The organism is Aporhodopirellula rubra, from assembly GCF_014192335.1.
GTDB lineage: Bacteria > Planctomycetota > Planctomycetia > Pirellulales > Pirellulaceae > Rhodopirellula > Rhodopirellula rubra.
Map to the genome: position 1 here is coordinate 38,951 of NZ_JACHXU010000005.1, position 25,280 is coordinate 64,230.

A 25,280-nucleotide genomic window follows, 5' to 3' on the forward strand; every position below is an offset into this window, starting at 1 on the left:
TCCGCGGCGTCATCTCTACTCGTTCGCACAAATTGAATCGGCTGCACGTGGGTGACTGATCGCTTTTCACCACGGCAGCAAATCCGCGCGGCCAGCCTTTTCTATAGACCATTGTCTCGCTCGCCGACTCGCAATTTTCATCGATCAAGATTCAGTCTTGATGCCATGCGTTTGTTCACTGCGAAGCTCCCAACGACAGCCTCGTGCCGATCAAAGATCGCCCCAAATCGGCTTATCAAAGAAAGTTTAAATTTCTCAGCAACTTCTTACCGTAAAAGCAATGCACGCCGGAATCACTAAGTAGGGGAGCCAATTCTTGCATAGCTGTCTTCCCTCTTTTCATCATTACTTTCACCGGAGCATTTTCAAATGCAAAAGACACGCATTCAACGCACTGGCTTTACGCTCGTCGAACTCCTGGTTGTGATCGCAATCATTGGCGTGCTCGTCGGTCTGCTGTTACCCGCAGTACAGGCGGCACGTGAGGCGGCTCGACGCATGAGTTGCAGCAACAACTTCAAACAAATCGGGCTTGGCATTCACAACTACCATTCCGCGTACAAGCAACTGCCCAAACAAGGCGGCGGTACCTCCGCCCTGAACGACAACCAGCATCACAATCGAAACTGTCAATATTCGAACCGTGACTCGCTCAGTGCCTTGGTCGGCTTGCTGCCGTTCTTCGAACAACAGGCAATCTGGGAAGTCATCAGCAACCCATACGAAAATGACGGTGCGCCCGGATTGACCTACCTGATCCCCGGTCACCAATGGCAATCGGAAGTTGCCGATTATCCTCCAATGGGACCTGCTCCACGTCACGTTGAATACGATCCATGGGTGACGAACATTCCAACGCTCCGCTGCCCGAGCGATCCCGGACAGGGCCTCCCGGCACTCGGACGAACCAATTACGCCGCTTGCATGGGTGATGGCCTCTACGCCGTGAACCATGGCGTCTTTGACACACGAAACAATGACGTCGGATCCAGCGGAGGAAATTGGCAGGGATCTCGCGAGGACGCTCGCGCAGCATGTCGTGGCGTGTTCGTGATGCATGCGAAGATGAAGTTCCGCGATATCCTCGATGGCTTGTCAAACACAATCGCAATGGGTGAGATTGCCACAGACTTGGGTGACAACGACAATCGAACGGTGGCTCAGAACGGCGGTACTCCGTCGAACGCTCAAATCCGTCAAAACCCAAGCTACTGCCGCGATCAATCGGGATGGATCGACGCGACCCGCCCTCAGTTTTGGACAGGTGCTCCCTCTTCGGCAACAACCGCACGTGGTTATCGCTGGGCAGATGCCAACGACGCTATCTTCTCGGGAATGTTGACGACGCTACCTCCTAACAGCGAGATCTGCAGTGCAGGTCGAACGACAGGGAACTACCCACCATCGAGTCGCCACCAAGGCGGATGCCATGTCTTGATGGCGGACGGTGCGGTGAAATTCATCACCGATTCGATCGAAGCTGGTAACTCGCGAGCCGAGAGCGTTTGGTTGAATGGGAACGGAGACGCAGCACCAGGTAGCCAGAGTCCTTACGGATTGTGGGGAGCACTCGGAACACGCGCCGCCAAAGAAACGATTAGCCAAGAATTCTGATTGTTAATCCCGAATTCGCCTCGTTGATCGTCACCTAATCAACGGGCCCCGCTCTCTAATCACCTAGTCTTCATGACCTTGGTCTGTGACTAGTCTCATTAACCTCGCCACCTCGGCGAGGTCTTTCGCCTCACTTTAAAACTTATCGCAAGGAAAACAGAATGAAATCAACTTTAATCATCGTGTCGTTGTTCTTTGGCGCCGCTATGATGGGTTGCGGTGAGACTGCGCCGTCGGTCCCTTCGCCAACGGAACGCGACGAACTACGTGAATTGATGGCCAAGGAAGCAGCGGAACTGGAGGCCCAGGCAGCCCTCGAAGACGACTCTCCTGAATAACACAACATCGCGACTGACCAGACGCCCCGGTAGAACTTATTCATTTTTCTACAGCCACCGTCGCCAGACGGTGGCTCATGTTCTGGCGAACGTCGCGACCTTTCAAAACTCATCTCATCTGAAGAATTGCTCGAGATCTGGCGTGCGATCATCTAGCCCGAATGAATGTATCGTCTTCCGCACAAAACCAGCATGCAATACAGGGTCTACAAGACCGCTGAGAGTGCTCGTGTGCAATGGTTTCTCGATGATGATGATCGCCATCATTAGTTTTTTACTCGCGTTGACTCTGCAACATGGGTCCACGGCTTAGAACCGCCTGCATGGTGAGTAAAACAGTGCGGCAAATCCGCATCCCGATAGGAAACGACCTACAAAAGACACGAACTCCTCGCCATGTTCATCTAGACTCAAATTTTCAGCGAGGCGCTGTCGATCGCACTCGAAGTGAATCTCCCCACGACTTTGCACCATGAAGAATCTATTGATTTCCCTGCTCGTCCTTCCCCTCTCCACGGTTTGTTTCGCCGAACAACCCAATCGACAGAAACCGAACGTCATCTTCATCCTGGCGGACGATTTGGGTTATGGCGATTTGAGTTGCTACGGACAAACCCATTTCCAAACACCACACATTGACGCATTGGCTAAACGTGGAATGCGTTTCACTCAGCATTATTCTGGCAGCGCGGTCTGCGCACCGTCACGATGTTCGTTGATGACCGGACTGCATACCGGCCACACGCCTGTCAAGGGAAACGCCGAGCACGCCCCCGAAGGCCAGATGCCGATGCCAGCCGACACCTTCACGATCGGCCATTTGCTGCAATCGGCAGGATATCAAACCGGAGCGTTTGGTAAGTGGGGACTAGGATATCCCGGTTCCGAGAGCGATCCACTGAAGATGGGCTTTGACCGCTTCTACGGATACAACTGCCAACGGATCGCACATTGCTACTACCCGGCGTTTCTTTGGAATGATGACCAACGAGAATTGTTGTGGGGTAACGTCGCATCACACAAACGTGACTACGCGCCTGATCTGATCCACCGAGAAGCGATCGATTTCATACGAGAGAACAAGGACCAACCGTTCTTTTGCTACTACGCCGCGATCCAACCGCATGCTGACATGGTTGCTCCCGAAGAGTACATGAAAAGGTTTCGAGGCAAATACCTTCCCGAAGTCAGCTATCCGGAAGATTACTACGCCGCACAACCTGAAGGTCACGCCGCCTTTGCCGCCATGGTCACGGTGCTGGACGACTACGTTGGCGAGATTGTTGCCGAACTCGATGAACTCGAAATCGCCGAAGACACACTCATCATCTTCAGTTCAGACAACGGGCCGCACCAGGAAGGTGGGCACGATCCGGAGTACTTTGATTCCAATGGAGTAGTGAAAGGGGTCAAGCGAGATCTCTACGAAGGCGGTGTGCGTGTACCGATGATCGCGGTCTGGCCGGGCAAGATCGCTGCAGGAACCGAATCCGATCATGTCTGTGCGTTCTGGGATTTCTTGCCCACGATGGCTGACCTTGCATCGGTTTCGCTAGATCGCGACACGGACGGCGTGTCGATGAATCCGACTCTCTTGGGTCGTCCAAACCAGCACGAGCATGAGTATCTGTATTGGGATTTCCCCGCCCAAGGTGGACGCGAGGCGTTACGCAAAGGGAATTGGAAAGCGGTCCGATACAACATCAATCGAAAACCTGATGCGCCGCCCGAGCTCTACGACCTATCGACCGATGTTGGAGAAACGAACAACGTCGCAGACACCCATCCCGAGATCGTTGAAGAATTAGGCAGCCTGATGAGTCAGGCTCGCTCGAAGTAACGACGATTCAAAACATCTTGAACTCCTTCCGTGATAGTGACGATCAGACATGTTCCGAATAAATCAGGCCATTTTTCTGGGGCTCGGTTTGGCGGCCTCGCTTTGGGCATCGCCAATCCAATCTGCCGGTATCTCCAGCTTCGACACCGGGCACACAATCACCAAAGTCAGTGTCGCCCAACATGATGATCAGTCGATGATCATCGGCAGCAGTTACGATGGTGCGATTCTCGCGTTGAGCAGTGACGGCAAGCCTCTCTGGAAAAACGATCTCTCCGGGATCATGAATCACGACGTGTGGTGCGAAGACATCACGGGTGATCGCAATGACGAGATTCTCGCGGCGAACGCAGACGGGCACGTCTACTGCCTCAGCACGTCTGGCAAACTGCTCTGGGAATTCAAGGCGAACGACGCACCGATGTACTCGGTCTGCGTGATCCATCAGGCAGAGAAACCTTTCGTTGTCTGCGGAGGTTTTGACAACAATATTTACTACCTATCGCCTGAAGGGGCACAGGTAAAGCGACTGTCTTCGAAGACTTACTCGATCGCCAAACCTTGGGGGAACGATCCGTTCAAGCCGGCACCTCCTAAGAGGATGCACATGGCGAACTTCTTACGAAAAATAGTGCGTCCCGATGGCTCCGAAACCCTTGTCGTCCATGGTTCCATGAACGGAATGCAGGATAAGGGCGTGGTGTACTTGTTTGATCCCTTGGCCGATAAACCAACATGCACGACGGCGGTGAATGCGGGACGCGGAATCGGCGATCTCGTGGTTTCACCAAACGGAGAGGAAATCTTGCTGGGCACCTCGGCTCATGGAAACGATTCCTCCATGACGCGGATGAACGTCAATGACAACGAGCAGTCTTCGTTCAAACTGAGTTCGCTGAAGAAACAGGTTGACGGGTTCGGATACCGAGTCGTGCAGCCCGCGATATATCCCGTGAACGATACGTTTAGATACCTCTTGCTCTACGGACGGCAAATCGCATTGGTCCCACAGGATCTGAAAGCTGCCAATTGCGAGGTGCATTCGTGCCGGTTTTCGTTTAACGACATGTGGATGGACGAGGCGAATTCACGCATCATCCTTGCGAGCGTCCAAAGCGGGGGCAGCTGCATCCATATCCTCGATCTCACGAACGAGAAATGGAAGCAAGATTTCGCCGAACTCGTCCCACCGGGTAAAATTACCGCCATCTTGAAAGCCTCCGAACTGGTACGGCAACGGACACGTGCTTTCTCGCGTCCGAAATGGGAACGAGAACCGTTGCCCGTCTACATGATGTCCGAATCCGTTGATCAATCACTGCAGCCTCTCGTTGACGAGATCCAACGGACATCGAGCAGTCCAGTATTTCTCGACCATCAACATTTCGGCGTCGCGGAAGATTGGGACCGGTCGTCACTCGGCAATGAAAAATACGCGGCCAAACGAGACCGACGACGAAAGTACACACTGACTCCGCAACAAGCAGTCGATGCGTTGACGGACATCTACGACGGTGAGGACGGCGCGGCATACTGGGCCGGACACGGCAATGATCCCTACATGTTCACTCTCGACACGCTCCAAAAGGTGATCGATGCCGCCGATGGCAAGAAGACCGTCTTGATCTACCCCGAACTGGAAGACCACAGCGAAGACTTTGCGTTCGTCCTGAACAACCATTTCTACCCCTTGGCTCAATACGCCCAAGGCAAGAACACCAACATCTACGTGCGAACGAAACACTCTTTCTGGCAAGGCAACGTTTACTTGCCAATGTGGAATCGATTGCTGTCAGGAGAGTTCTCGGACGTCTTCGTTCCCGCCATGGAAGAGACCACGGACAAGGCGATGGAACTGAGTATCGCGGGCAGGTCGGGAATTTGGGCGAGTGGGGCGACCGATAGTTGGGGCAGTCGATGTGCTCGGGACAACACCAGTTTCGATCGATCCCGGCAACACTCCCATCAGATGCTTCCTAACCATTTCCTGAGAATGATGATCTATCACATCTCAGGTGGTGCGCAGTACATCGACAATTTTTCCGTCGACCAAGAGTACATGAGCTTGCTATGGGAACTGATTGCCAAAGGCGCTCTCTATGTTCCAAAACGCAACGAGATCGTCAGTTTCTCGCCGGTCCATCTCAGCATGCACGAACCGGATCACGAATACATGCTCGAGAGCAGCAACGTGAAGTGGTGCACCTTCTTCGACGCTGAGAAGGAAGCTCAACGCCCGATGGTGTTCAGTCGCCTGAACGGGAGTTGGCCAGGTGCCCCGGTAACGCAGTGGGATTTCTCGCGTTATGCCGCCGGCGTGAACGACCGCCGATTGAATTTCCTGCCGCCATATGAGAACGGATTGGTTCTGATCACGCCGCCTCAACACGGGCCTCACGCGAACCCCGACGCCCCACGAGGACGACTGCTCGACAACCTGCATCCCATTTACAAAGACATCCTGAACGAGCATCACACCGACGGGCACCGCTATCTATCGGCCGACGGCGAGCAGTCGTTTCCCGCGGACCGCTACTACGAAACGATCGAATCGGACATCAAAAAGGCCGCGAAACAATTACCGCTCACTGTTTCCGGTCAGGTCGCATGGGTTACCGCCCAAACGTCACCGACTCACCTGCGTCTGACTCTGATCGACAGCGGCTACATCAATCCGAATCCTCGCCAAGCGGTCGTTCATTTCCATACCGCTCAACCGGCGAAGATGCGAGACATCTTGTTCGGAACCGAATTCGACCTTTCAGACCCGACCGCAGTTACGGTGCCGGTGCCCTTAGGCATGTTTCGATTCATTGACATCGAACTCGACGCACCGCTCGTTGCTCAGCCATGAAACTTCTCATCTAGCCGACTACAGATTGACACTCATTTCCCACGCCCACATTTCACTCCCCCCACCGCCCGAAATCGCAACCATGCTACGCGTTCCTTGTCTCTTGCTGGCATTATTTTTTTGCTTTCCATCTGTTCCTGCCAACGGATTCTATGACGACTCGTTTGAGAACAGATCCGTCGTCAAGGACTTGAAAGCAGACCATGGGGTTCCGACAGACGGATCCACGGACATCAGCGCAGTCTTGCAAGGGGCGATTGATGAATTGAGCGAGAACGGTGGAGGCATGCTGACCATCCCAGCGGGAAGTTACACATTTTCAAACATTCAATTGCGATCCAACGTCCATATCGGAATTGACCATCAGGCAACACTGATTCCACACGTCGGCCAAACTGTCAAAAACACGACCTTGTTCGAATTAGGAAAAGCTGACGAAGAAATTGAAAATGTGAGCATCCGCGGACTCGGTGGCCGCTTTACCGTTAAGTTCTTCGAATACACGAAAGGACTTCAGGTTGTTTCCACTGGCAACGTGAAGAACTTCTACATTGCCAATTTTCATTGCATCGACGCGCAGACCGCATTGTCGTGCGTGAACTTCAACGCAACGGGAATCGAAACCGGTGGATCAGGAATGCCCAACCAAGGCACTGTCGAAAATATCAGCGTCGAAAACGCGCACTATGGATATGGTGTCGTCCAAACTCAAGCTGCCAAGAATGTTCTTTTCAAAAACCTATCCGGAACCGGCGGCGCCACGCTACGGTTCGAGACCGGACTGACCAAAATGAATGACGCGCAATTTGGCGGATTGTTCAATCTCGTCGGCGAGAACATCGAATGCACCAATGGCAACTGCGCGGTCATGATCTCACCCCACGCAATGACGAACGGCGTCGTCCGAGTTGATGGCGTGAAGTCCGTGGGATGCGGATTCGCCGTTCGGATTGAGGGCGGTTTTGTGTCGAAGAAATACGCGACCGCCGGGTTGAAGCCGGGCACGTTCGCGGAACGATCCTACGTGAAGAACATCGAAGCGACGTTTGGAGAACACGCTCAACTCAAACAAAAACACCTTCCTTACATGCCGTTGGAATTGATGAACTCGGTTCGAATCCCAGAAGAAGCCGAGTTCGCGACGCCTTTCATCGGCCCGTCGATCGCCGCGGTTCTTAATGACGCGAACTACCGCGTCGACGTCGAAATAGTGACGGCACACGGGTTTCAGTTCGCCGACGACGTGGTGACCGAACCGGTGCCGGGACATAAAAAGCGTCAAAAGTCGAACAAGTCAAATCGTCCCCAAAGCGATAGATGATCGCGCGGGCAAATGTCCACTTTACGCTACACGTGATAAACCAGCGGTTTAGCCAATTGCCGGTTACCGTATAGCAAGCCAGCCGGATTGACGTTCGCTTCTCGCTCATTACAAAACCGGGCTTAAAACACGGTGGTCAGTCAGGTTCGCACAACCGGGGCGACTCCCTCCACGACGGACGATGATTGTCGAATTTTTCGTGAACGCACAATGACGTAATCGACGGGTCGTCAATCCGGGTTTCAATCATGGTACGCTGGTTACCCTCTCTCCTCAAATCAAGGCCTCGCCACATGAATTACCCAACGTTTTGCAAGTCCGGCTTTCTGCCGGCCATTGTCTTGTTGTCGGCAGTGCTAGGTTCCACCGTCATCGCCGACGACCAGGCGTCTCCCGATCACAATGAACACGGTCAATGGATCCAACTTTTCAACGGGAAGGATTTATCGGGATGGACGCCGAAGATTCGCGGTCACAAACTCGGCGTCAACTACGCCGACACTTTTCGCGTGCGCGACGGATCGCTGGTTGTAACGTACGAAGACTATCTGCCTGAGGATTCGACCAGTCTCGACAGCGGCAAACGCAACAGCTTCGATAAGTTTGGTCACCTTTTCTACAAAGACACCTTTTCGCACTACAAGCTTCGGATCGAATACCGGTTCGTCGGCGAACAAATCGCAGGTGGTCCTGGTTGGGCTTATCGAAACAACGGGCTCATGCTACACGGGCAGGACCCAAAATTGATGACGCTGAATCAGAAGTTTCCCGTCTCGATCGAAGTCCAGTTGCTCGGCGGCAATGGCACCGACGCACGCACCAATTTGAATCTGTGTACGCCTGGGACGAACGTCGTATTGAACGGCAAACTTTTCACTCCGCATTGCACCAGCAGCAATTCCGACACCTATCATGGCGATCAATGGGTCACCGCCGAAATTGAAGTTCGTGGCAACGAGGTGGTGCGACATATCCTCGATGGAAAAACGGTCCTCGAATACACACATCCGCAATACGATCCGAAGGATCCCGAAGCCGCTCCACTGATTAGCGACGGCAACCTGATGCTCGATCGAGGCACGATCTCACTCCAGTCAGAAAGTCATCCAACGGAATTCCGCAAAATTGAACTGTTGAATCTGGAGAAGAACGCGGCACCGGCGAAAAACGATGTCGGAAATACAAACCAGACTGACAACGTCATCGACCGAGCGGTCGGCAATTGGGCGTTGAGATTGCCCAGTGGTGCCGCCGGTTGGCTCTCGCTGACTCACGACGCCGGTCAAATCAAAGGTGAACTCTGGACCGTCGGTGCACCGAAACAATTGACCGATGTGGCGATCACGGAAGACAAATTGCAGTTCTTTCATCGGCGTGCGTTTGGTGAACCTGAATATCCCGGAGGGCCGCCGCGAGGCGAAAAAGTTTCATGTCGTCACGAGGCGACGATCAACGGCGACCTCATGACGATCCTGGTAGAACACCCAACAGAGAGTGGCGGTTTCGATTCGGTGGCCTTTAATGGCACGCGCATCGATCCCGTGCCCGCGAAACCGGATTTGAATCGCGTGACGTTTGGTGAACCGATTGAACTCTTCAACGGAACCGACCTGGACGGTTGGCGGTTAACGAACCCTGCACAAGAAAACCGATGGAAGGTGGTTAATTCGGTTCTGGTCAACGAGACTCCCAAAACGACCTTCAATCCTTACGCCAGGTACGGCAACCTGAGAACGGATCGCGAATTCGACGACTTCAACTTGAACCTTGATTTCAAGGTTCCACCGGGAGGAAACAGCGGTATTTACTTGCGTGGTCGATACGAAGTGCAAGTCGTCGACTGCGACAGTCGGATGCAGGGGATCATCGGCGTCGGCTCGCTGTTCAGTCGCATCAAACCTACCGTGAATGCCGGGAAACCGGGCGGCGAGTGGCAACATTATGACATCACCTTAGTCGACCGTCATTTGACCGTCATCCTCAACGGCCAGAAGGTCATCGACAACGAACCAATCGTTGGCTGCACCAACGGTGCGCTCGATGCCGATGAATCCAAACCTGGACCGATCTATCTGCAAGGCGATCACACGTCGGTCCAGTACCGCAACATTGTCCTTCGTCCGGTCGTCAAAAACGAAAACCACACATCGCAACCTCACGGTGTTACCCGGTCGAAGACAAAGAGGTCGCGTCCCAACATTGTTTGGTTGATGGCGGAAGATATGGGACTCGATTTGGAGTGCTACGCAATGGCAGGCGTCAAAACTCCCAATCTCAATCGGTTAGCAAAAGAGGGAGCGTTATTCACCAACGCGTATTGCTCCAACCCCATTTGTTCCCCCAATCGATCCGCGATGATGGTCGGTGTCGATCAAACTCGGACCAACAGTCATCACCATCGCAGCAACCGAGACGTCCCGCTTCAACCTCCTTTCAAACCGATCACGGTTTACCTGCGTGACGCGGGCTATACCTGCTTGCTCGGACACAGCTCCGTCATGGCCAAAGGAACGAAAATCGATTGCAACTTTCGTCATGACGCAATTGGTCCCTATGACGGCGTCAATCACTTTGGACTGTTCGACAAACAAGCCGATTTCGCGACCGACGACCAACCGTTCTTCAATCAAATTCAATTGAAAGTGACGCACCGAGGTGATTGGTGGAACGAGGTGCGCGAGCAATCGACACACCCGGTCGCAGTCGAAGATGTCGAACTGCCACCTTACTTTGCCGACACGCCTGAGATCCGTTACGACTGGGCCACTTATCTCGACACGGTCGAATACATGGATAACGAAGTCGGGGTGTTGATGAAGTCGCTGAGAGATCAGGGACTCGACCAAAATACCGTCGTGATCTTTATCGCAGACAACGGCCGCTGCAATCTACGAGGCAAAGGCTATCTGCACGAGTCGGGTATACATGTTCCGATGATCGTTTGGGCGCCTGGCCGAGTCACCCCGGGAACCGTGATTGATGATCTTGTTTGCACAACCGACATTTCAGCGAGTGTCTTGCATCTCGCCGGCGTGGCCCGTCCTGACTACATGACCGCCGAACCGCTGATCGATGTCGACCAACCTCGGTATCGTCAATACGTCCGATCGGCACGAGACATTTGGGACGAGATCGACGAGTGCTCACGAAGCATCACAACGGATCGTTTCAAGTACATCAAGAACCACATGCCGGACGTTCCCTGGGACGCTCATCAAGCGTATCTCGATCTCAACAGACCTGCGGTGCATGTGATGCGACGCCTCGCTCGCGAAGGCAAACTCACTGCGAACGAAAGCGTCTTCTTTGCCGATCGAAAACCGTCGGAGGAACTCTATGACCTGTCGCGTGATCCGGACGAGATGCATAACCTTGCCGCCGATCCAGAGTATGCCGGCGTGATGGCCCAGTTGCGGGCCCTCGAATCAGAGTGGACGGACGCGAACGAAGACTTCGGGTTAAAGGACCTCGGGAATCGACACCCTGAGTTCGGACTCGCCGGTGAACTGGCTCGAGACGGAGTCCGTGACCAGGAACCGGAACTGTGGAAACGGCTCGAGAGTGGCGAGTTGATGGCCACCCAGGGTTGGATGAAACGCTACCAGAAGAAAGCCACGAAAAGCAAAAAAGCCCGTTAGAGCATCTCAAACGATGACGTGCTCGTTCGCAGCAATGAGAGTCGCCAGAATACGATTCCCCAATGTCAGGCGACATCGGCTGCATGTTTTAGAAAACCCTATCGATACCAATGGACGCAAACAAAGGCGTTCCTCAACAGCGTACTGCGGACCTCACGCGAGCACGTCTTTGACCACGTGACCGTGGACGTTCGTGAGCCTGCGTTCCAGTCCGTTGTGATAGTACGTCAACCGTTCGTGGTTGAGCCCCATCAGATGCAAGAGAGTGGCGTTAAAGTCGTAAACGGAAGTTTCGTTGACCGCCGCTTTAAATCCGAACTCATCACTTTCCCCATAACTGAAGCCCTTCTTCACGCCGGCCCCAGCAAGGAAACACGTGAACGCGTCAGGGTTGTGATCGCGACCGGTTCCGTTTGCCTGCAAGAACGGCATCCGTCCGAACTCAGTGCACCAAACGACGAGCGTGTGTTCCAACATCCCACGTTGTTTCAAATCCGCGATCAATGCCGCGGTGGGTTGGTCCATAATCTCGGCTTGCATCGCGTGTGTTTTTTCAATTTCGCTATGTGAATCCCAGTTGGTGATGCCGTTGCCACCCGCCGGGTCACTGCCATTAAATAGCTGAACAACGCGAACCCCCTTCTCGAGCAACCGTCGTGCGAGTATGCAGTTATTCGCGTATGCCTTCTTCAATTCCGTACCTGACTCCGTTCCATAGGATTTGTGAACATGGGCCGGTTCGTTCGCGATATCCATGACGTCGGGAACGGACGTCTGCATGCGTCCAGCGAGTTCATAACTCGCAATACGTGCGGCGAGATCGGCGTCGCCAGGGAACTGCTGCAGGTGTTTCGCGTTGAGGCGTTGTAACAACGACACACTCGCCCGATCGGCGTCAGAGGTGTACGCATTGGGGCGACCGAGGTTCGCGGGTGGGTTCGAGGCAGTAAAGTCAGTCCCTTGGAATGCGGCGGGTAGGAAACCACTGCCGAAATTATTTTTACCGCTACGCGCCAAACCACGGGGATCATTGATCGCGACGAATGCGGGCAGTTCGTCGGTTTCGCATCCCAACGCGTATGTTACCCACGCACCGAACGAAGGAAAACCTTCCATCGTGAACCCCGTGTTCATGAAGTTCTCGCCTTGCGGGTGAGCACTCGTTTGCGTGGTCAACGAATGCATGAAACAAAAATCGTCGACCATCCCGGCGAGATTCGGCAATAAGTCTGACACCATCTTCCCCGACTCGCCGCGCGGTTTGAAATCCCAAAACGGTTTGGCGATGTTGCCCGTGGGTCCCTCAAAGGTGACCTGCGGAATGCCAGGCGGCTTTTGACCGTCGAGCTTGTAAAGGTCCGGTTTGTAATCGAACGTGTCGACGTGACTGACCGCACCGGGGCAATAGATCACCAACACCTGTTTGGCCGGCATTTCAAAATGCGGATTGCGAGCGGCATAGGGATTCTCGTCATCGATATCCGGCCGAATCGGCCCCACACCTGATGTCGATGCGAGCAGGTTGTCTTTGGCGAGCAATTGCGACAATGCGATCGCCCCCAAAGACATCCCCGATTGTCCGAGGAAGGAACGACGATCGAGAAGAGAGCGACCAACGGGAGATAACTTTTCAGGATTCATCACGAAGATTCGATGTGTTGATGCAGTTGACTAGGATAAGGTGAACGGCAAACCCAAAGGTTTACGGCAGGAATGCAAACTCGTTGGTGTTGATCAACGTTCGACAAAGCAATTCGAGACTTTGCGTTTTCGCGACCTCGATCGATGCCTCCAATTCATCTTGTGAGGGTTGCCGACACAACAACAATTCGAAACAACGAATGACCTGTGCATCGATTGCATCTCCTCGCTCTGAACGTGCCCGTTCAGCCAGCAGTGTTGCTTGGTTAACCACGAAATCACTGTTCATCAGATTGAGAGCCTGCAGTGGCGTCGTTGAGACGGGCCGTTTGGCGCGGATCTGTCCGCAATCGGGAAAATCAAACGCGGTGAAGATGCGATCGTCGACTCGCCGCATTCGTTCCTGATAAAGCATTCGTCGCCAAGTTTCATCGCCGTGGTTGTCGACAACTTCCCATTGGGCATAGCGTTTCTTGACGTTGTGGATGCGATAGCTCGGCCCGCCAATCGTCGGATCGAGTCGGCCGGACGCCTGCAGAACGCTGTCCCGGATCACTTCGGCCTCGACGCGTCGGGGAGGGAAACGCCACAGCAATTGGGCGGTTGCGTCTTTCGCCAATCCGGCTTCATTCGGCGCATTGGATTGCTTGAACGCATCCGACAAAACGATCATTCTCACCATCGATTTCATCGACCAATTCGATTCGATGAATTGGCCCGTCAACCAATCGAGCAACTCCGGATGCGTTGGCGGTGCACCGGCGAGCCCAAAGTCACTCGGTGTGGGCACGATGCCCGAACCGAAAATATGATGCCAGATCCGATTCGCCATCACGCGAGCGGTCAACGGATTTTCAGGCGACACCAACCAATCCGCGAATGCTTGGCGGCGGAGTGCCCCGGGACTCTCGGGATCGATTCCTAAATCGCCACCGAGTCGATTAGGTGCGGCGGCATGTACACGATCTCGCGGGCTCTCGGGACTGCCTCGTGCCAACACGAACGTTTCAACGGGTTCGACGAACTGTGCCAAGAACGCGGGCTGAGGTCCCTCGACTATCAACGCACCAATCACTTCCTGGATTTTCTGTTGCAGAGCTTGACGCTGCTCAATATCGGTCGACTTCTTCCTCATCGCCGCCGTGGACGCAAAAGGTCGCCACTGACCGTCGTCGTCAAGTATTTCGATATTGAAATCGCCGTACTTGGATTTGTTCATGCCTTCCAAGTAGTCGGTTTCGAGAAAATCTTCACGATTGGAACTCAACCGAATACTGCTAACAGAAACCGTTTTGGGAAATTCGAACTGGAGCCAAGGCGTCTCTTTGTTTCCCTTCTTACTGACACCTCGCCACCCCTTGGTACCGAAAACACCGTTATTCAAATTGCTGGTCGGCTGACTCGCGACGTGAGTGGATGGATTATCAGTGATAACCGCACCTAATTCAGGTGCGAGCACATTCCGATGCTCGCCGTCCGCTTCGAGAATTTCCATCTCATCCAACATCACCCAACGGCCGTTAAAAACGATTCGCATCTCGTCGATCGTTTGAGTTGGGAAATGAACTTCCTCGTAGCCCGTCCAATCTTCAACCCACGCCCATCCGTTGGATCGCATTTCTTGACGCTGATCGTCCAGGTGGCTTCGCAACTGAGTGGATCGCAAAACGCGAGGGTGATCGTCGGCTAGTTCAGGGAATCGGCTCCCAAATTCCACATCTTGGAATGCGGCCGACATGGAATAGTAATCTTGAATTGATATCGGATCGAATTTGTGGTTATGGCATCGGGCACACCCGATCGTCACGCCCATCATCGACGCGCCGACGGTCTGCAACACTTCGTCCATCCGATCCGCACGCGCTTGACGGATCGCGGTCGGCTCTTGGCCAACGGTCGCCGCGGGAACATGAGGTCCTGCGACGAGAAAACCGGTTGCATCGCCATGACCGAGCACATCGCCGGCGAGTTGTTCCCGAATGAACTCATCGTAGGGTTTGTCTTCGTTGAACGACCTGACGACGTAATCGCGGTACATCCAGGCATTCTTGCGATAGAGATTGCTCTCGCTGCCGTTGGTTTCGGCCCATCGAATGACATCGAGCCAGTGCTGCGCCCATCGCTCACCAAAGTGCGGCGAGGCGAGCAATTCCTCAATCAAATTTTCGTAAGCTGCATTCCTCTCTTCAGCATCTCTGTCTTCGGCAAACGCCTCAATGAACTGAGTCGTTCGCTCGGGCGTCGGCGCGAGACCGGTGAGGACAATGGATGCTCGCCGGATAAGTGATCGCGCGTCCGCGGTGTCGGAAAACGACACCCCGGCGCCGGCGAGTTTTTCACGCAAAAAGTCGTCGATGCAGTCTTGGTCGAATTCGGTTTGACGCGGAAGAAACGCCCAGTGATCGATCTCTTCTTCCGCAATATCGTCCATCTGGCCCGGCCAGACCGCCCCGGCTTGGATCCAACGCGTGATGAGATCAATGTCTTCGTCCGCGATTTTATCTTCGTCCGGTGGCATCGCCATCTCTTCGTCAACGTGATTGATCACATCGATGAGGTAGCTCTTCTCGGGATGCTCGGGCACGACCGCCGCCAATCCTGAATCGCCACCACGAAGCATGTACCCACGCCGGTCCAGACGCAAGCCAGATTCTTGTTCGTCCTCTCCGTGGCAAAACAAACAGTTGTCTTCGAGGATCGGATAAACGTCATTCTCGAAGTCAATTTCGCTCGCGAGTGTGATCTCAGACGAGGTCACTAGAACCATCGCGACAAATTGAAATATCAGCCATTGGCGAATCATAAGGCAGCCTCCCATCCTGCGTGAAGTTGATCCATCAACGCGTTAACGACATCTGGGTTCTCAGTCGCAAGGTTCGTTGTTTCGCGAGGATCGGTCTCGTGATCAAACAATTCAACGAAGACAGGATCCGCCGCCAAATCACGACGGTCTTTCCAAACGACCAAACGGTAGCGATCCGTTCTCATCGCAAACCCGGTTAGGTGCTGTTCGAACAGATCGCGTTGCCAAACGTCAGGAAATTGCTGCTCGATACGCGTTTCGACTTCCGTGATGAGAGGCCCAAACCAGGTTTCGCGCATCGCCGGTGAAAGTGGATTGGCTGCCCATTCTCGCAGTGCCGGGTTGGGGTACTGGCTGAACACAGCCGTCTTCCATGGCAGGGTTGGATTTTCGAGCAACGGAACGAAGCTATGGCCTTCGACGTGATCGGGTATCGGCACGCCAGACAACTCGCAGAGCGTTGGGAAGATGTCGACTAACTCAACCAAAGCATCCGTTTTCGCCCCACGTGTTTTCATGCCAGGCGTCCAAATCATCAGCGGTACGCGAGTCGCGATCTCATAGTTGGTTGCTTTCCCCCAAACGCCCATGTCGCCGAGATGCCAACCGTGGTCTCCCCAGACAACGATGATCGTGTTGTCGCGAAGCCCCTCTTCTTCGAGAGCGGCGATCGCTTTCCCAATCTGGGCGTCAACGTAGCTGACACAGGCGAGGTAAGCGTGCTTGAGCGTTCGTGAAAGTTCTGGCCCCAGCGGTCCTGATTTAGGAATTCCCGCTCGCGTTCTCAGTTCAAACGAAGCATGCAATCCCATCGAAGCGCCCGCGGATGGTGCGTGATCTTCTTCAGCCATTGGAATTTCGGCCGGGTCATACATGTCCCAGTACCTCTTCGGCGCAACCCAATTCAGGTGAGGCTTCTTGAAGCCCAATGCCAAGAAAAACGGCTTGTCAGGTTGTTGGGCCAATTCCTTCATCGTCGCGATAGCTTGCAGCGTGTTGTAACCATCGACATACGCGTGATCAGGTACGTCGGCGCATTCATAGGCGGGCCCGCTCGCGAGTCCACGTTTGGCGGCTTCACCATATTTGGCGATCATCGCCTTACGATCTTCGGATTGGATTCGCTGATTTTCGGGGAGTGCAAATCCACCGCTGGGTTTCTTGACACCAGGCATTTTGCGAACTGGTTCACGGCTCCACGAATTTTCCTCGTCCGTGTCGCCTTGATGGAAGATCTTTCCGGTGTAGACCGTTTCGTATCCGTGCTCGATCAGATGCTGAGGCAAGGTGATGATGTCGGGCTGCAACTCTCTGAGCGAAACATAATTGTGAAACAATCCTGTCGACTCGGGCCTCGCCCCGGTCATCAAACTGGCGCGGGAAGGACGACAGATCGCCTGCTGACAGTACGCGCGGTTGAAGAGCAGCCCGTCACGCGCCAACGCGTCGAGATTCGGTGACACCGCGATAGGAGATCCATAGCACCCCAGTTCTGGACGCAGATCATCGACAGCGATGAAAAGAATATTAGGTTGATCGGCGGCGTGAACGAAGCAGGCAAAAACCAGTGTGCATGCGATACCTAACATTCGCTTTAAAGTGGGGATGCTTGAATCCATCTTGGCTCTTTTGAAGGTTGATGATGAAGGTCCGACAATTTCTTCGATTCAATCCGGGCTGAATCGACGCTCAACCGGTTTTGAACAGCGATTTCTGAGTCATGCACTCAGCTCCAAACCGCTATTCCTGCTATTGTAATATAATTAAAGAGCGTTTGTTGAGGGGTTTTCTACTTAGATGGGTGCGATATCCGAAATTAAGCGATTGTTTCGAGCGGACGGTTTGGGACGCAGTCTTGATCGCCCCGTCTGGACCGATCGCCGCCATGCAGAATGCTTGGCTGGGCCACGGACCGGTAGACTCTTGTCCACAACGCAGTCCTTTCGACTGACATGAGGCCGTGCTGAGCTGCCGAATTCAGGTGCCATCGTTTCTCTAGTATCCAACGGGTTTTCCTCGTTCGTATAAGTCGGCAATTTCCGTCGCGGTGAGTGGTTCACTGAAGATGGCAAGCTCGTCAATCGTTCCATTCAAATTTCGAACGGCGAACCACGGAGTGTTGCGAAAAGGCTGGCCCCAATTTCCGATTTCAGCCGGTCCGATTCGGAGTTGTTCGATGTAATGACGATCAACAATCGCCTCATGGCTGACCGGTTTCCCATTCACGTAATGGGTCACCTCGCGGCCGGCGGGATCGTAAACGACCGCGAAATGGAACCACTGCCCACTCCTGGAAATATCCCAAACCGGTTCTGTGAAATAAACGTGTGCGAGACCCGCGGTGTCAACAAAACGGCCATCCCGTTTACTGTATCGTTGACGGTTTTTTGTATCGTCGACCATAACCGAAAACATCAAACGCCCGCTGTTTTCGATCTGCCAGTGCAGTTCACCGGTCTCGTACCCGTCGCTCATGAATAACGCGTTGTAAACATGATCGAGGCTGTCGATACGAGCCCACGTTGCCAGCGTCAGAGATGGAAACTCACCATCAATTCGTGTCCGGACACGGGCTCCGATGCGATCGAATTCCAACCCGCGAGAATCCTCACCGAATCGGCCCATCGTCGGTTGCACCGGCCCGACCAAGGTCCCATCGTGTGCTTCGCCGGTATTCGCCGCGTTGCCGACCGCGCGAGCTCTGAGCGTATTTGTGATCGGGTAATACGCGAGCAAACGTTCGTCACGTTCCAATTGTTTCGCATGCACCTGCCATCGCACGAGACGTTGTTGCTCCACATCGTCGCGTCGACGCTGCAACTTTGAAAGATCGCTCGGTTGAGCAAAATCGCGAGTTGAGTTTGCCGTACCGATCCATCGCTGTTCACCGGAAAAGAGATGCTCACCGTCATGTTCACCACCGCGCATCGCAACCTCTCCATCGAGAACTTCGACGCGAGCACTGTTCCCGACAACGTCCATTGAAAACTCCGTTCCCAAATCAACAACCTCGCAATCAGCCGCCTTCACGACGAAGCCACGTGCCGCGGGCGGGACGGTCGCTCGCAGACGTCCCTCGGCGACGGTCACCGACCAGTCTGAGTCGATTTGCAACGAAGCCGGTCCCTCGACGGTGAGAGTCGCGCCGCAGAAAAAGTCGATCTCGGCGAGTCCTTTGTCAAATCGAAGCAAACCTTCGGATATCACATCACCGTCACGATAGTTAAGAGTATTGGCGCTCCATTGGACGTCGACCGAACGCCGCAGCATCGCGTGACCTGCAATCGTCTGTTCCAGTGGTTCGTTTGCGGATTGGTTTGGCGAGTTTTTTTGCGCAACGTCCTCTCCAAGTCCTCCGATCCAATATCCCGATAGGCCGACGACGATCAGAAGACAAGCCGCGATGGCGAGTCCAAACCAGGAAAACCATGGCGACACGGAAGTCCGCACGTTGTCCAACCCACCGACGTCAGCAACCGATTGCTTCACGATCTCACCCGCAAGCGTGTCGACGTAAAGGTCGCCCGGATATATCGCGCACAGAGCCTCATGATTATCGAGTAGCTCGTGATAGCGAGCGACCGCCGCGGGCGATTCCAGCAAGAATCGCTGCAGTTGCTCGGATTCTGATTTCGTCAACGTGCCATCGATCAAAGATGACACGAGCACGTCAAGACGTTCGGTCGATTCAGATGTCATATTCGGGCTCCTGCATGATCCCTTTGCTCACGCACTCGGCAAGTTGTCGCCGGATGCGTGAGAGTTGCATGCCGAGCGCGTCAACCGATTTCGATAACGATTCCGCAATCAGTCCGAGCGAATCGCCGTCGCGGTAACGACGCTGAATGAGCCCTCGATCATGTTCTCTCAAACGATCCAAACATTGTTGCAGTTGCGGAATTCGTTCGTCCACCGACGCGATCTCATCCACCGCCGACCGGTCAATCAGTTCGCAAACTTGGTCCGTGAACACGACTCGACTGCGTCCCTCATTCTTTCGCCACGCCATGACTTGAAATCGAGCAATCGTGAACGCCCACGCGATGAAGCTAGAACCGTGTTGAAAGTCAGCGGATTTTTCACAAAGAACGAGATTGGTTCGCTGCAGAAGCTCGAGAGTCTGCTCGCGGTCCGCCAATCGCTTTAATATAAACCCGTACAACCGAGGCTGAATCGCAGCGATCTCGGCAGCAAACTCTTGGCTGGGTGAAAGATCTCGCATGGGCAAGCGGTCGTTATTCGGTTCGCTGTTCGTCATAGTAGAGATAATAGAACTCGCACGACAAACCTAACAACATTCTTTCGTTTTTCTTGATGCACCCAGAATTCCACCGACATCGCCCTTCGGATCGGTCCGAACGAAATCCACGAGCTTCCTTCTGCCGACCGAACCCAAACCTATAGGCTTGGCATTCTCAACGCACTCCCACATTTGGTCTGTTAGGATAATTGTTCGCGATGGCAACGCGGCCCAACCACTTCGGCCAACGACGACAAAAAGGGATGGACCGAATCGCAGATCAGCAGTTCACTGAACCAGCGGTCGCGATTTCGCCATCCGATCTCTGCCCGCCCCCGCTCGCCTCCCCACCTCATACATCCCCACGTTATCGTGCAGCGTCTTTCCTCACTGCCTCGTCATGTTCTGTTTTGGTGCTGGGTCGTCTTGCAATCGACGAGCGTCAGCATGGCGGACGAATTCCGATTCAACCGAGACATTCGACCGCTGTTTTCAGACACTTGCTTTCAATGCCATGGCCCCGATTCCAACACACGGGAAGCCGGACTGCGACTCGACCAGCGTGATGCCGCGATTGATGATTTGGGAGGATATGCGGCGATCGTCCCTGGCAACGCATCGGCAAGTGAAGTGGTGCAACGGATCAATAGTGAGGATCCCGATCTGCTGATGCCGCCTCCCGAATCAGGATTGGTGCTGAGGGAGAAACAAAAACAGAAACTGGCCGATTGGATCGACCAAGGCGCAGCTTACGAACGTCACTGGGCTTTCGAACCGATCATTCGCCCCGATCTTCCAAAAAGCTCGCGTGCGCACGAACCGATCGACGCGTTCATCCTCGATGCGTTATCAACCGCGAATCTGAAACCACTTGGCCTCGCAACACCTCGAACACAATTGCGGCGAGTATCGCTCGACTTGACAGGCCTGCCACCGACCCTGGAAGAGATGAGCGTTTTCCTGACCGATGTCGATTCCGACGGCATCGAGATCGCTTTCGAAAACGCCGTCGACCGGCTTTTGCAATCGCCACGCTACGGCGAACGCATGGCGTGGCAATGGATGGAAGCGGCACGCTATGCCGACACCGACGGCTACCAGAATGACGGGCCTCGTGAAATGTGGCGTTGGCGAGATTGGGTCATCGACGCCTACAACGCAAATCTCCCGTTTGATGATTTCACAATCCTTCAATTGGCCGGTGACCAGTTTCCCGATCCGAGCGAACAAGACCTCATCGCGACCGGATTCAATCGAAACAACCGATACAATTCAGAAGAGGGAATCCCGATCGATGAATTCCTGCTCGAAAACGCGGTTGATCGTGTCGACACCACCGCCACCGTTTGGATGGGGATCACGGTCGGTTGTGCACGTTGCCATGACCACAAATACGATCCGTTTAGCCAGCGGGAATACTATCAACTGATCGACTATTTCAATGATGTTGCCGAGAGCGGTCGCGCGATCAAACTGGTGAACTCAGAACCGTGGATTAAAACTCCGACAGACGCGCAGCGTACGAAACTCGAAAAGCTCGATCGGCGTGTTGCGACCTGCCTCGACAACATGCACGACGCTGAGGAAGAAATCGCCGAGGCCCAGCAAATTTGGGAAACGCCGTTGGATCCCCCGTCACTGTCTCCCATCATGATCCATGGGCTCGATCACTACTTTCATTTTGACGCGTCCAACGAACGAGTTGCCATTAAGAGGGCGGACGGAATCCATCCGGCCCCGTCCACAAGTCCGTTCGGCAACTCTGCAGTCGTATCTGGAAACGATCACTACAACCTAGGAAAAATTCCTGGACTGATCGGAAACGGCCGGTTCTCGATCGCGTTTTGGATGTCGCCGGGCCAAACCAATACTGGTGTCGTTTTGTCGAACGAACAAGCCAACACGAAGCGTGAGGGAATCTTCATCGAGTTCGTTGACGGGCACCTCCGTTGGAACATCAACAGCCGCTGGATCTCGGGTGTGTCGACGATTCAAACAAAACGAACATTCGAAATCGGAAAATGGATGCACATCGCTCTGACCAATGACGGGACACAGCGAGCTCGCGGCATGAAAATTCATGTCGATGGCGAACCACAAGACGTCGAGGTCATTCGAAACACAAACAGCAACAGGCCCAAACGCAATCACGGCGCGGACATGCTGATTGGTTTCAGCAAACATGTCGGTCATTGGAAAGGTCAACTAGACGAACTCCGCTTCTACTCGAGCCGAACATTGTCAGCGGACGAAGTGGAGCTGATCGCGTGTGCCGAGACTCCGGAATCCATTGCGACCGTACCACCGGCGCAACGCACGGAACGTCAAGCTCGCGTGATGCGTGCGGCCTATCTCGCCAACACCGATAAAGCCGAGCACGAACGTTTGCTCACCGAGTTACAAAACGCCCAAACGGAGCGAACCAAATTCTGGGATTCGCTACCCACCACGATGATCATGCAAGATTTGCCCGAAGGCCGACCGTCCTTTGTTCGAACGCGCGGCGTGTACGATCAATTGGGCGAACCCGCACCCGCAGGCGTACCGGCTGTTTTGACGACGGCACAACCGACCAATCGACTCGAGTTTGCACGATGGTTAGTGGACGGCCAACATCCACTAACGGCCAGAGTGACCGTCAATCGTTATTGGCAGATGTTGTTTGGTCGCGGACTCGTCAATACACCCGAGGACTTCGGTTCCCAAGGTGACCTCCCCACCCATCCGGAAATGCTCGATTGGTTAGCGTCCGACTTCATGGATCGCGGTTGGGACATTAAGGCAACACTTAAACAAATGGTCATGAGCGATGCCTATCGCCGCAGTTCGAACGTCACGAAGTCGCATTTAGAAAGAGATCCTGACAATTTGTTCTACGCTCGCGCGAGCCGAAAGAGATTACCAGGCAACGTCCTGCGTGACCAAGCCCTGATGGTTTCCGGACTGCTGGTGGAAGAGAGAGGTGGACCTAGTGTTAACCCGTACCAGCCTGCGGGATTGTGGAAGGAGGCCAGCAATTTCACTTACAAAGTTGGCAAAGGCGATGAGTTGTATCGGCGCAGTCTCTACACGTATTGGAAACGCACGCTCTCGCCACCGAACATGGCGTTGTTGGATACTGCCGACCGGGAATGGTGTTCGGTCAAACCACGGCAAACCAACACGCCGCTGCAATCGCTGACACTCCTCAATGATGAGACATTCGCAGAAGCGGCACGTAAATTCGGCGAACTGATTCTCTCGAGATCAACAAACGACGATGAACGGATCGCTTACGCGTTTCACCGATTGTTAGGACGAGCCCCCACCGACGATGAGGCGAGTATCTTAACCGACGCGTTTGCAAGTTACCGCGATACGTTCACTCGATCTCCGGAACAGGCCAAAGCGGTTCTCTCGATCGGTCAATCCGAATCCGATGATGATCATTCGGTCGTCGACCGGGCCGCCGCGACCGTGTTAGCCAACGTCCTATTCAATTTGGAAGAGGCGACGACTCGTGACTGATGAACTGATTCCCTCCCCATTGTTCAACCGCCGCGATTTGATGGCGTCCGCTTCGGCAACCCTGGGCGGTGCAACGTTGGCGTCGCTTTTAGACCCGACATCATCGTTCGCCTCAACGCCTGGACCGAACGGCCTGCATTTCACACCACGCGCTAAACGCGTCATCTATCTGTTTCAATCCGGTGGACCTCCTCAGCACGACCTGCTGGATTACAAACCGCACTTGAACACGGTCCACGGCGAAGAAACGCCTGAGTCCGTTTTCAAAGGCCAACGATTGACCGGCATGACGGCGGGGCAATCTTCGTTTCCCGTTGCCAAATCCATCTTCGATTTCAAGCAACATGGCGAAAGCGGCACGTGGGTCAGCGAGGTGCTTCCCCACACGGCCAAAATCGTAGACGACCTTTGCATTATCAAGTCAATGCATACCGAGGCGATTAATCACGATCCCGCAATCACGTTTTTGCAAACAGGCTTTCAAATCGCGGGGCGGCCCAGCATTGGTGCCTGGATGAGCTATGGGTTAGGAAGCGAAAACGAGAACCTACCCGCGTTTGTCGCAATGCTGTCAGGCAACGGAGGACAACCTCTCTACGATCGGTTGTGGGGCAGTGGATTTTTGCCCTCGGTACATCAAGGCGTTCGTTTTCGCAGCGGCAAGTCGCCCGTTTTGTACTTGAACAACCCGCCGGGAATCACCGCTGACGTGCGTCGCGACACGCTCGACCGGCTCTCCGAGTTAAACCATCTTCGTGCCGAGGAAGTCGGCGATCCCGAAATCGTGTCGCGGATCGAGCAGTACGAGATGGCTTATCGGATGCAAACTTCGGTGCCTGAACTGACCGATGTTTCCGATGAGCCCGAGAGCACGTTTGAACTCTACGGCGACGACGCACGCAAGCCGGGCACGTATGCTCACAACGCATTGATCGCACGGCGTCTCAGCGAACGGGGCGTGCGTTTCATTCAATTGTTCCATCGTGGATGGGACACACACAATGGACTGCCCAAACAACTGAAGGCTCGCTGCAAGGAAACCGATCAAGCGACGGCAGCGTTAGTCACCGACTTGAAGAACCGTGGACTACTCGACGACACGTTGGTCGTTTGGGGCGGCGAGTTTGGACGGACGGTATATTGCCAGGGTGATTTGCAGGCGGCGAACTATGGTCGCGATCATCATCCACGTTGTTTCACGATGTGGATGGCAGGTGGCGGCGTCAAACCAGGTGTGTCGCACGGCATCACAGATGAGTACGGATACAACATCGTGGAATCCCCTGTCAGCGTGCACGACTTGCACGCCACGATCCTTCACCAACTCGGCGTCGATCACGAAAAGCTAACGTTCAAATTCCAAGGTCGACGCTATCGATTGACCGATGTGCACGGTGAAGTCGTCCAGTCACTGTTAGCTTAAACGGTTCGGCAGTCCGATTTCGTTGAACGGGCGTGTACCGAGATTGAGAGTGCGCCGATCC

General features: G+C 54.1%; 13 protein-coding genes. 8 read left to right on the forward strand and 5 right to left on the reverse strand.

The window, feature by feature from the left end:
• Positions 1 to 369 precede the first annotated feature (369 nt).
• The 6 genes from FHS27_RS08275 (at position 370) to FHS27_RS08300 (ending at position 11,605) form a co-directional block, all read left to right on the forward strand.
• Positions 370 to 1,614 carry a DUF1559 domain-containing protein gene (locus tag FHS27_RS08275; RefSeq protein ID WP_184304061.1) on the forward strand — a complete coding sequence of 415 codons (1,245 nt, stop codon included), beginning with the start codon at positions 370 to 372 and terminating at the stop codon, positions 1,612 to 1,614.
• Positions 1,615 to 1,775: 161 nt separating this feature from the next.
• Entirely contained in the window at positions 1,776 to 1,952 is a 177-nt protein-coding gene (locus FHS27_RS08280) for a hypothetical protein (RefSeq protein WP_184304063.1), read from the forward strand.
• Positions 1,953 to 2,424: 472 nt separating this feature from the next.
• Positions 2,425 to 3,792, forward strand: coding sequence for an arylsulfatase (locus FHS27_RS08285; protein ID WP_184304065.1), 1,368 nt, complete (start codon positions 2,425 to 2,427; stop codon positions 3,790 to 3,792).
• 49 nt (positions 3,793 to 3,841) lie between these two features.
• Positions 3,842 to 6,646, forward strand: a complete 2,805-nt coding sequence (locus FHS27_RS08290; protein WP_184304067.1) for a hypothetical protein — start codon at positions 3,842 to 3,844, stop codon at positions 6,644 to 6,646.
• Between the two features lie 82 nt (positions 6,647 to 6,728).
• Positions 6,729 to 7,967: an Iota-carrageenase A2 gene (locus FHS27_RS08295; RefSeq protein WP_246419287.1), complete on the forward strand. Its 1,239-nt coding sequence runs from the start codon at positions 6,729 to 6,731 to the stop codon at positions 7,965 to 7,967.
• Positions 7,968 to 8,260: 293 nt separating this feature from the next.
• The gene (locus FHS27_RS08300) at positions 8,261 to 11,605 is read left to right on the forward strand and encodes a family 16 glycoside hydrolase (RefSeq protein WP_184304069.1); all 3,345 of its coding nucleotides are present in this window, start codon (positions 8,261 to 8,263) and stop codon (positions 11,603 to 11,605) included.
• 153 nt (positions 11,606 to 11,758) lie between these two features.
• On the opposite strand, the gene FHS27_RS08305 is transcribed toward FHS27_RS08300, so the two are convergent.
• From FHS27_RS08305 to FHS27_RS08325, 5 genes are all read right to left on the reverse strand, one after another.
• Entirely contained in the window at positions 11,759 to 13,246 is a 1,488-nt protein-coding gene (locus tag FHS27_RS08305) for a DUF1501 domain-containing protein (RefSeq protein ID WP_184304071.1), read from the reverse strand.
• A 61-nt stretch (positions 13,247 to 13,307) separates the two neighbouring features.
• Positions 13,308 to 16,049 (reverse strand): PSD1 and planctomycete cytochrome C domain-containing protein, encoded by a 2,742-nt coding sequence (locus FHS27_RS08310; protein ID WP_184304073.1) that lies wholly within the window; start codon positions 16,047 to 16,049, stop codon positions 13,308 to 13,310.
• Positions 16,046 to 17,638 (reverse strand): sulfatase, encoded by a 1,593-nt coding sequence (locus FHS27_RS08315; protein ID WP_184304515.1) that lies wholly within the window; start codon positions 17,636 to 17,638, stop codon positions 16,046 to 16,048. The genes FHS27_RS08310 and FHS27_RS08315 overlap by 4 nt, the downstream gene beginning before the upstream one ends.
• 406 nt (positions 17,639 to 18,044) lie before the next feature.
• Positions 18,045 to 19,748 (reverse strand): LamG-like jellyroll fold domain-containing protein, encoded by a 1,704-nt coding sequence (locus FHS27_RS08320; protein ID WP_184304075.1) that lies wholly within the window; start codon positions 19,746 to 19,748, stop codon positions 18,045 to 18,047.
• On the reverse strand, positions 19,738 to 20,307 hold the full coding sequence (locus FHS27_RS08325) for a sigma-70 family RNA polymerase sigma factor (RefSeq protein ID WP_184304077.1): 570 nt from the start codon (positions 20,305 to 20,307) through the stop codon (positions 19,738 to 19,740). Before FHS27_RS08325 ends, FHS27_RS08320 begins: the two co-directional genes overlap by 11 nt.
• Before the next feature lie 429 nt (positions 20,308 to 20,736).
• On the opposite strand from FHS27_RS08325, the gene FHS27_RS08330 reads away from it, so the two are divergent.
• Both FHS27_RS08330 and FHS27_RS08335 read left to right on the forward strand, forming a co-directional pair.
• Positions 20,737 to 23,796 carry a DUF1553 domain-containing protein gene (locus FHS27_RS08330; RefSeq protein ID WP_246419290.1) on the forward strand — a complete coding sequence of 1,020 codons (3,060 nt, stop codon included), beginning with the start codon at positions 20,737 to 20,739 and terminating at the stop codon, positions 23,794 to 23,796.
• Between the two features lie 40 nt (positions 23,797 to 23,836).
• A complete protein-coding gene (locus tag FHS27_RS08335) occupies positions 23,837 to 25,219 on the forward strand; it encodes a DUF1501 domain-containing protein (RefSeq protein ID WP_184304517.1) in 1,383 nt (460 codons plus the stop codon).
• Positions 25,220 to 25,280 lie beyond the last annotated feature (61 nt).

Excerpts from the sequence above, each read along its gene's own strand:
- FHS27_RS08335 (WP_184304517.1), top strand. The coding sequence starts at position 23,837 with ATGGCGTCCGCTTCGGCAACCCTGGGCGGTGCAACGTTGGCGTCGCTT.
- FHS27_RS08295 (WP_246419287.1), top strand. The coding sequence starts at position 6,729 with ATGCTACGCGTTCCTTGTCTCTTGCTGGCATTATTTTTTTGCTTTCCA.
- FHS27_RS08290 (WP_184304067.1), top strand. The coding sequence starts at position 3,842 with ATGTTCCGAATAAATCAGGCCATTTTTCTGGGGCTCGGTTTGGCGGCC.
- FHS27_RS08300 (WP_184304069.1), top strand. The coding sequence starts at position 8,261 with ATGAATTACCCAACGTTTTGCAAGTCCGGCTTTCTGCCGGCCATTGTC.
- FHS27_RS08315 (WP_184304515.1), bottom strand. The coding sequence starts at position 17,638 with ATGTTAGGTATCGCATGCACACTGGTTTTTGCCTGCTTCGTTCACGCC.
- FHS27_RS08305 (WP_184304071.1), bottom strand. The coding sequence starts at position 13,246 with ATGAATCCTGAAAAGTTATCTCCCGTTGGTCGCTCTCTTCTCGATCGT.
- FHS27_RS08275 (WP_184304061.1), top strand. The coding sequence starts at position 370 with ATGCAAAAGACACGCATTCAACGCACTGGCTTTACGCTCGTCGAACTC.
- FHS27_RS08285 (WP_184304065.1), top strand. The coding sequence starts at position 2,425 with ATGAAGAATCTATTGATTTCCCTGCTCGTCCTTCCCCTCTCCACGGTT.
- FHS27_RS08325 (WP_184304077.1), bottom strand. The coding sequence starts at position 20,307 with ATGACGAACAGCGAACCGAATAACGACCGCTTGCCCATGCGAGATCTT.
- FHS27_RS08310 (WP_184304073.1), bottom strand. The coding sequence starts at position 16,049 with ATGATTCGCCAATGGCTGATATTTCAATTTGTCGCGATGGTTCTAGTG.
- FHS27_RS08320 (WP_184304075.1), bottom strand. The coding sequence starts at position 19,748 with ATGACATCTGAATCGACCGAACGTCTTGACGTGCTCGTGTCATCTTTG.
- FHS27_RS08280 (WP_184304063.1), top strand. The coding sequence starts at position 1,776 with ATGAAATCAACTTTAATCATCGTGTCGTTGTTCTTTGGCGCCGCTATG.
- FHS27_RS08330 (WP_246419290.1), top strand. The coding sequence starts at position 20,737 with ATGGCGGACGAATTCCGATTCAACCGAGACATTCGACCGCTGTTTTCA.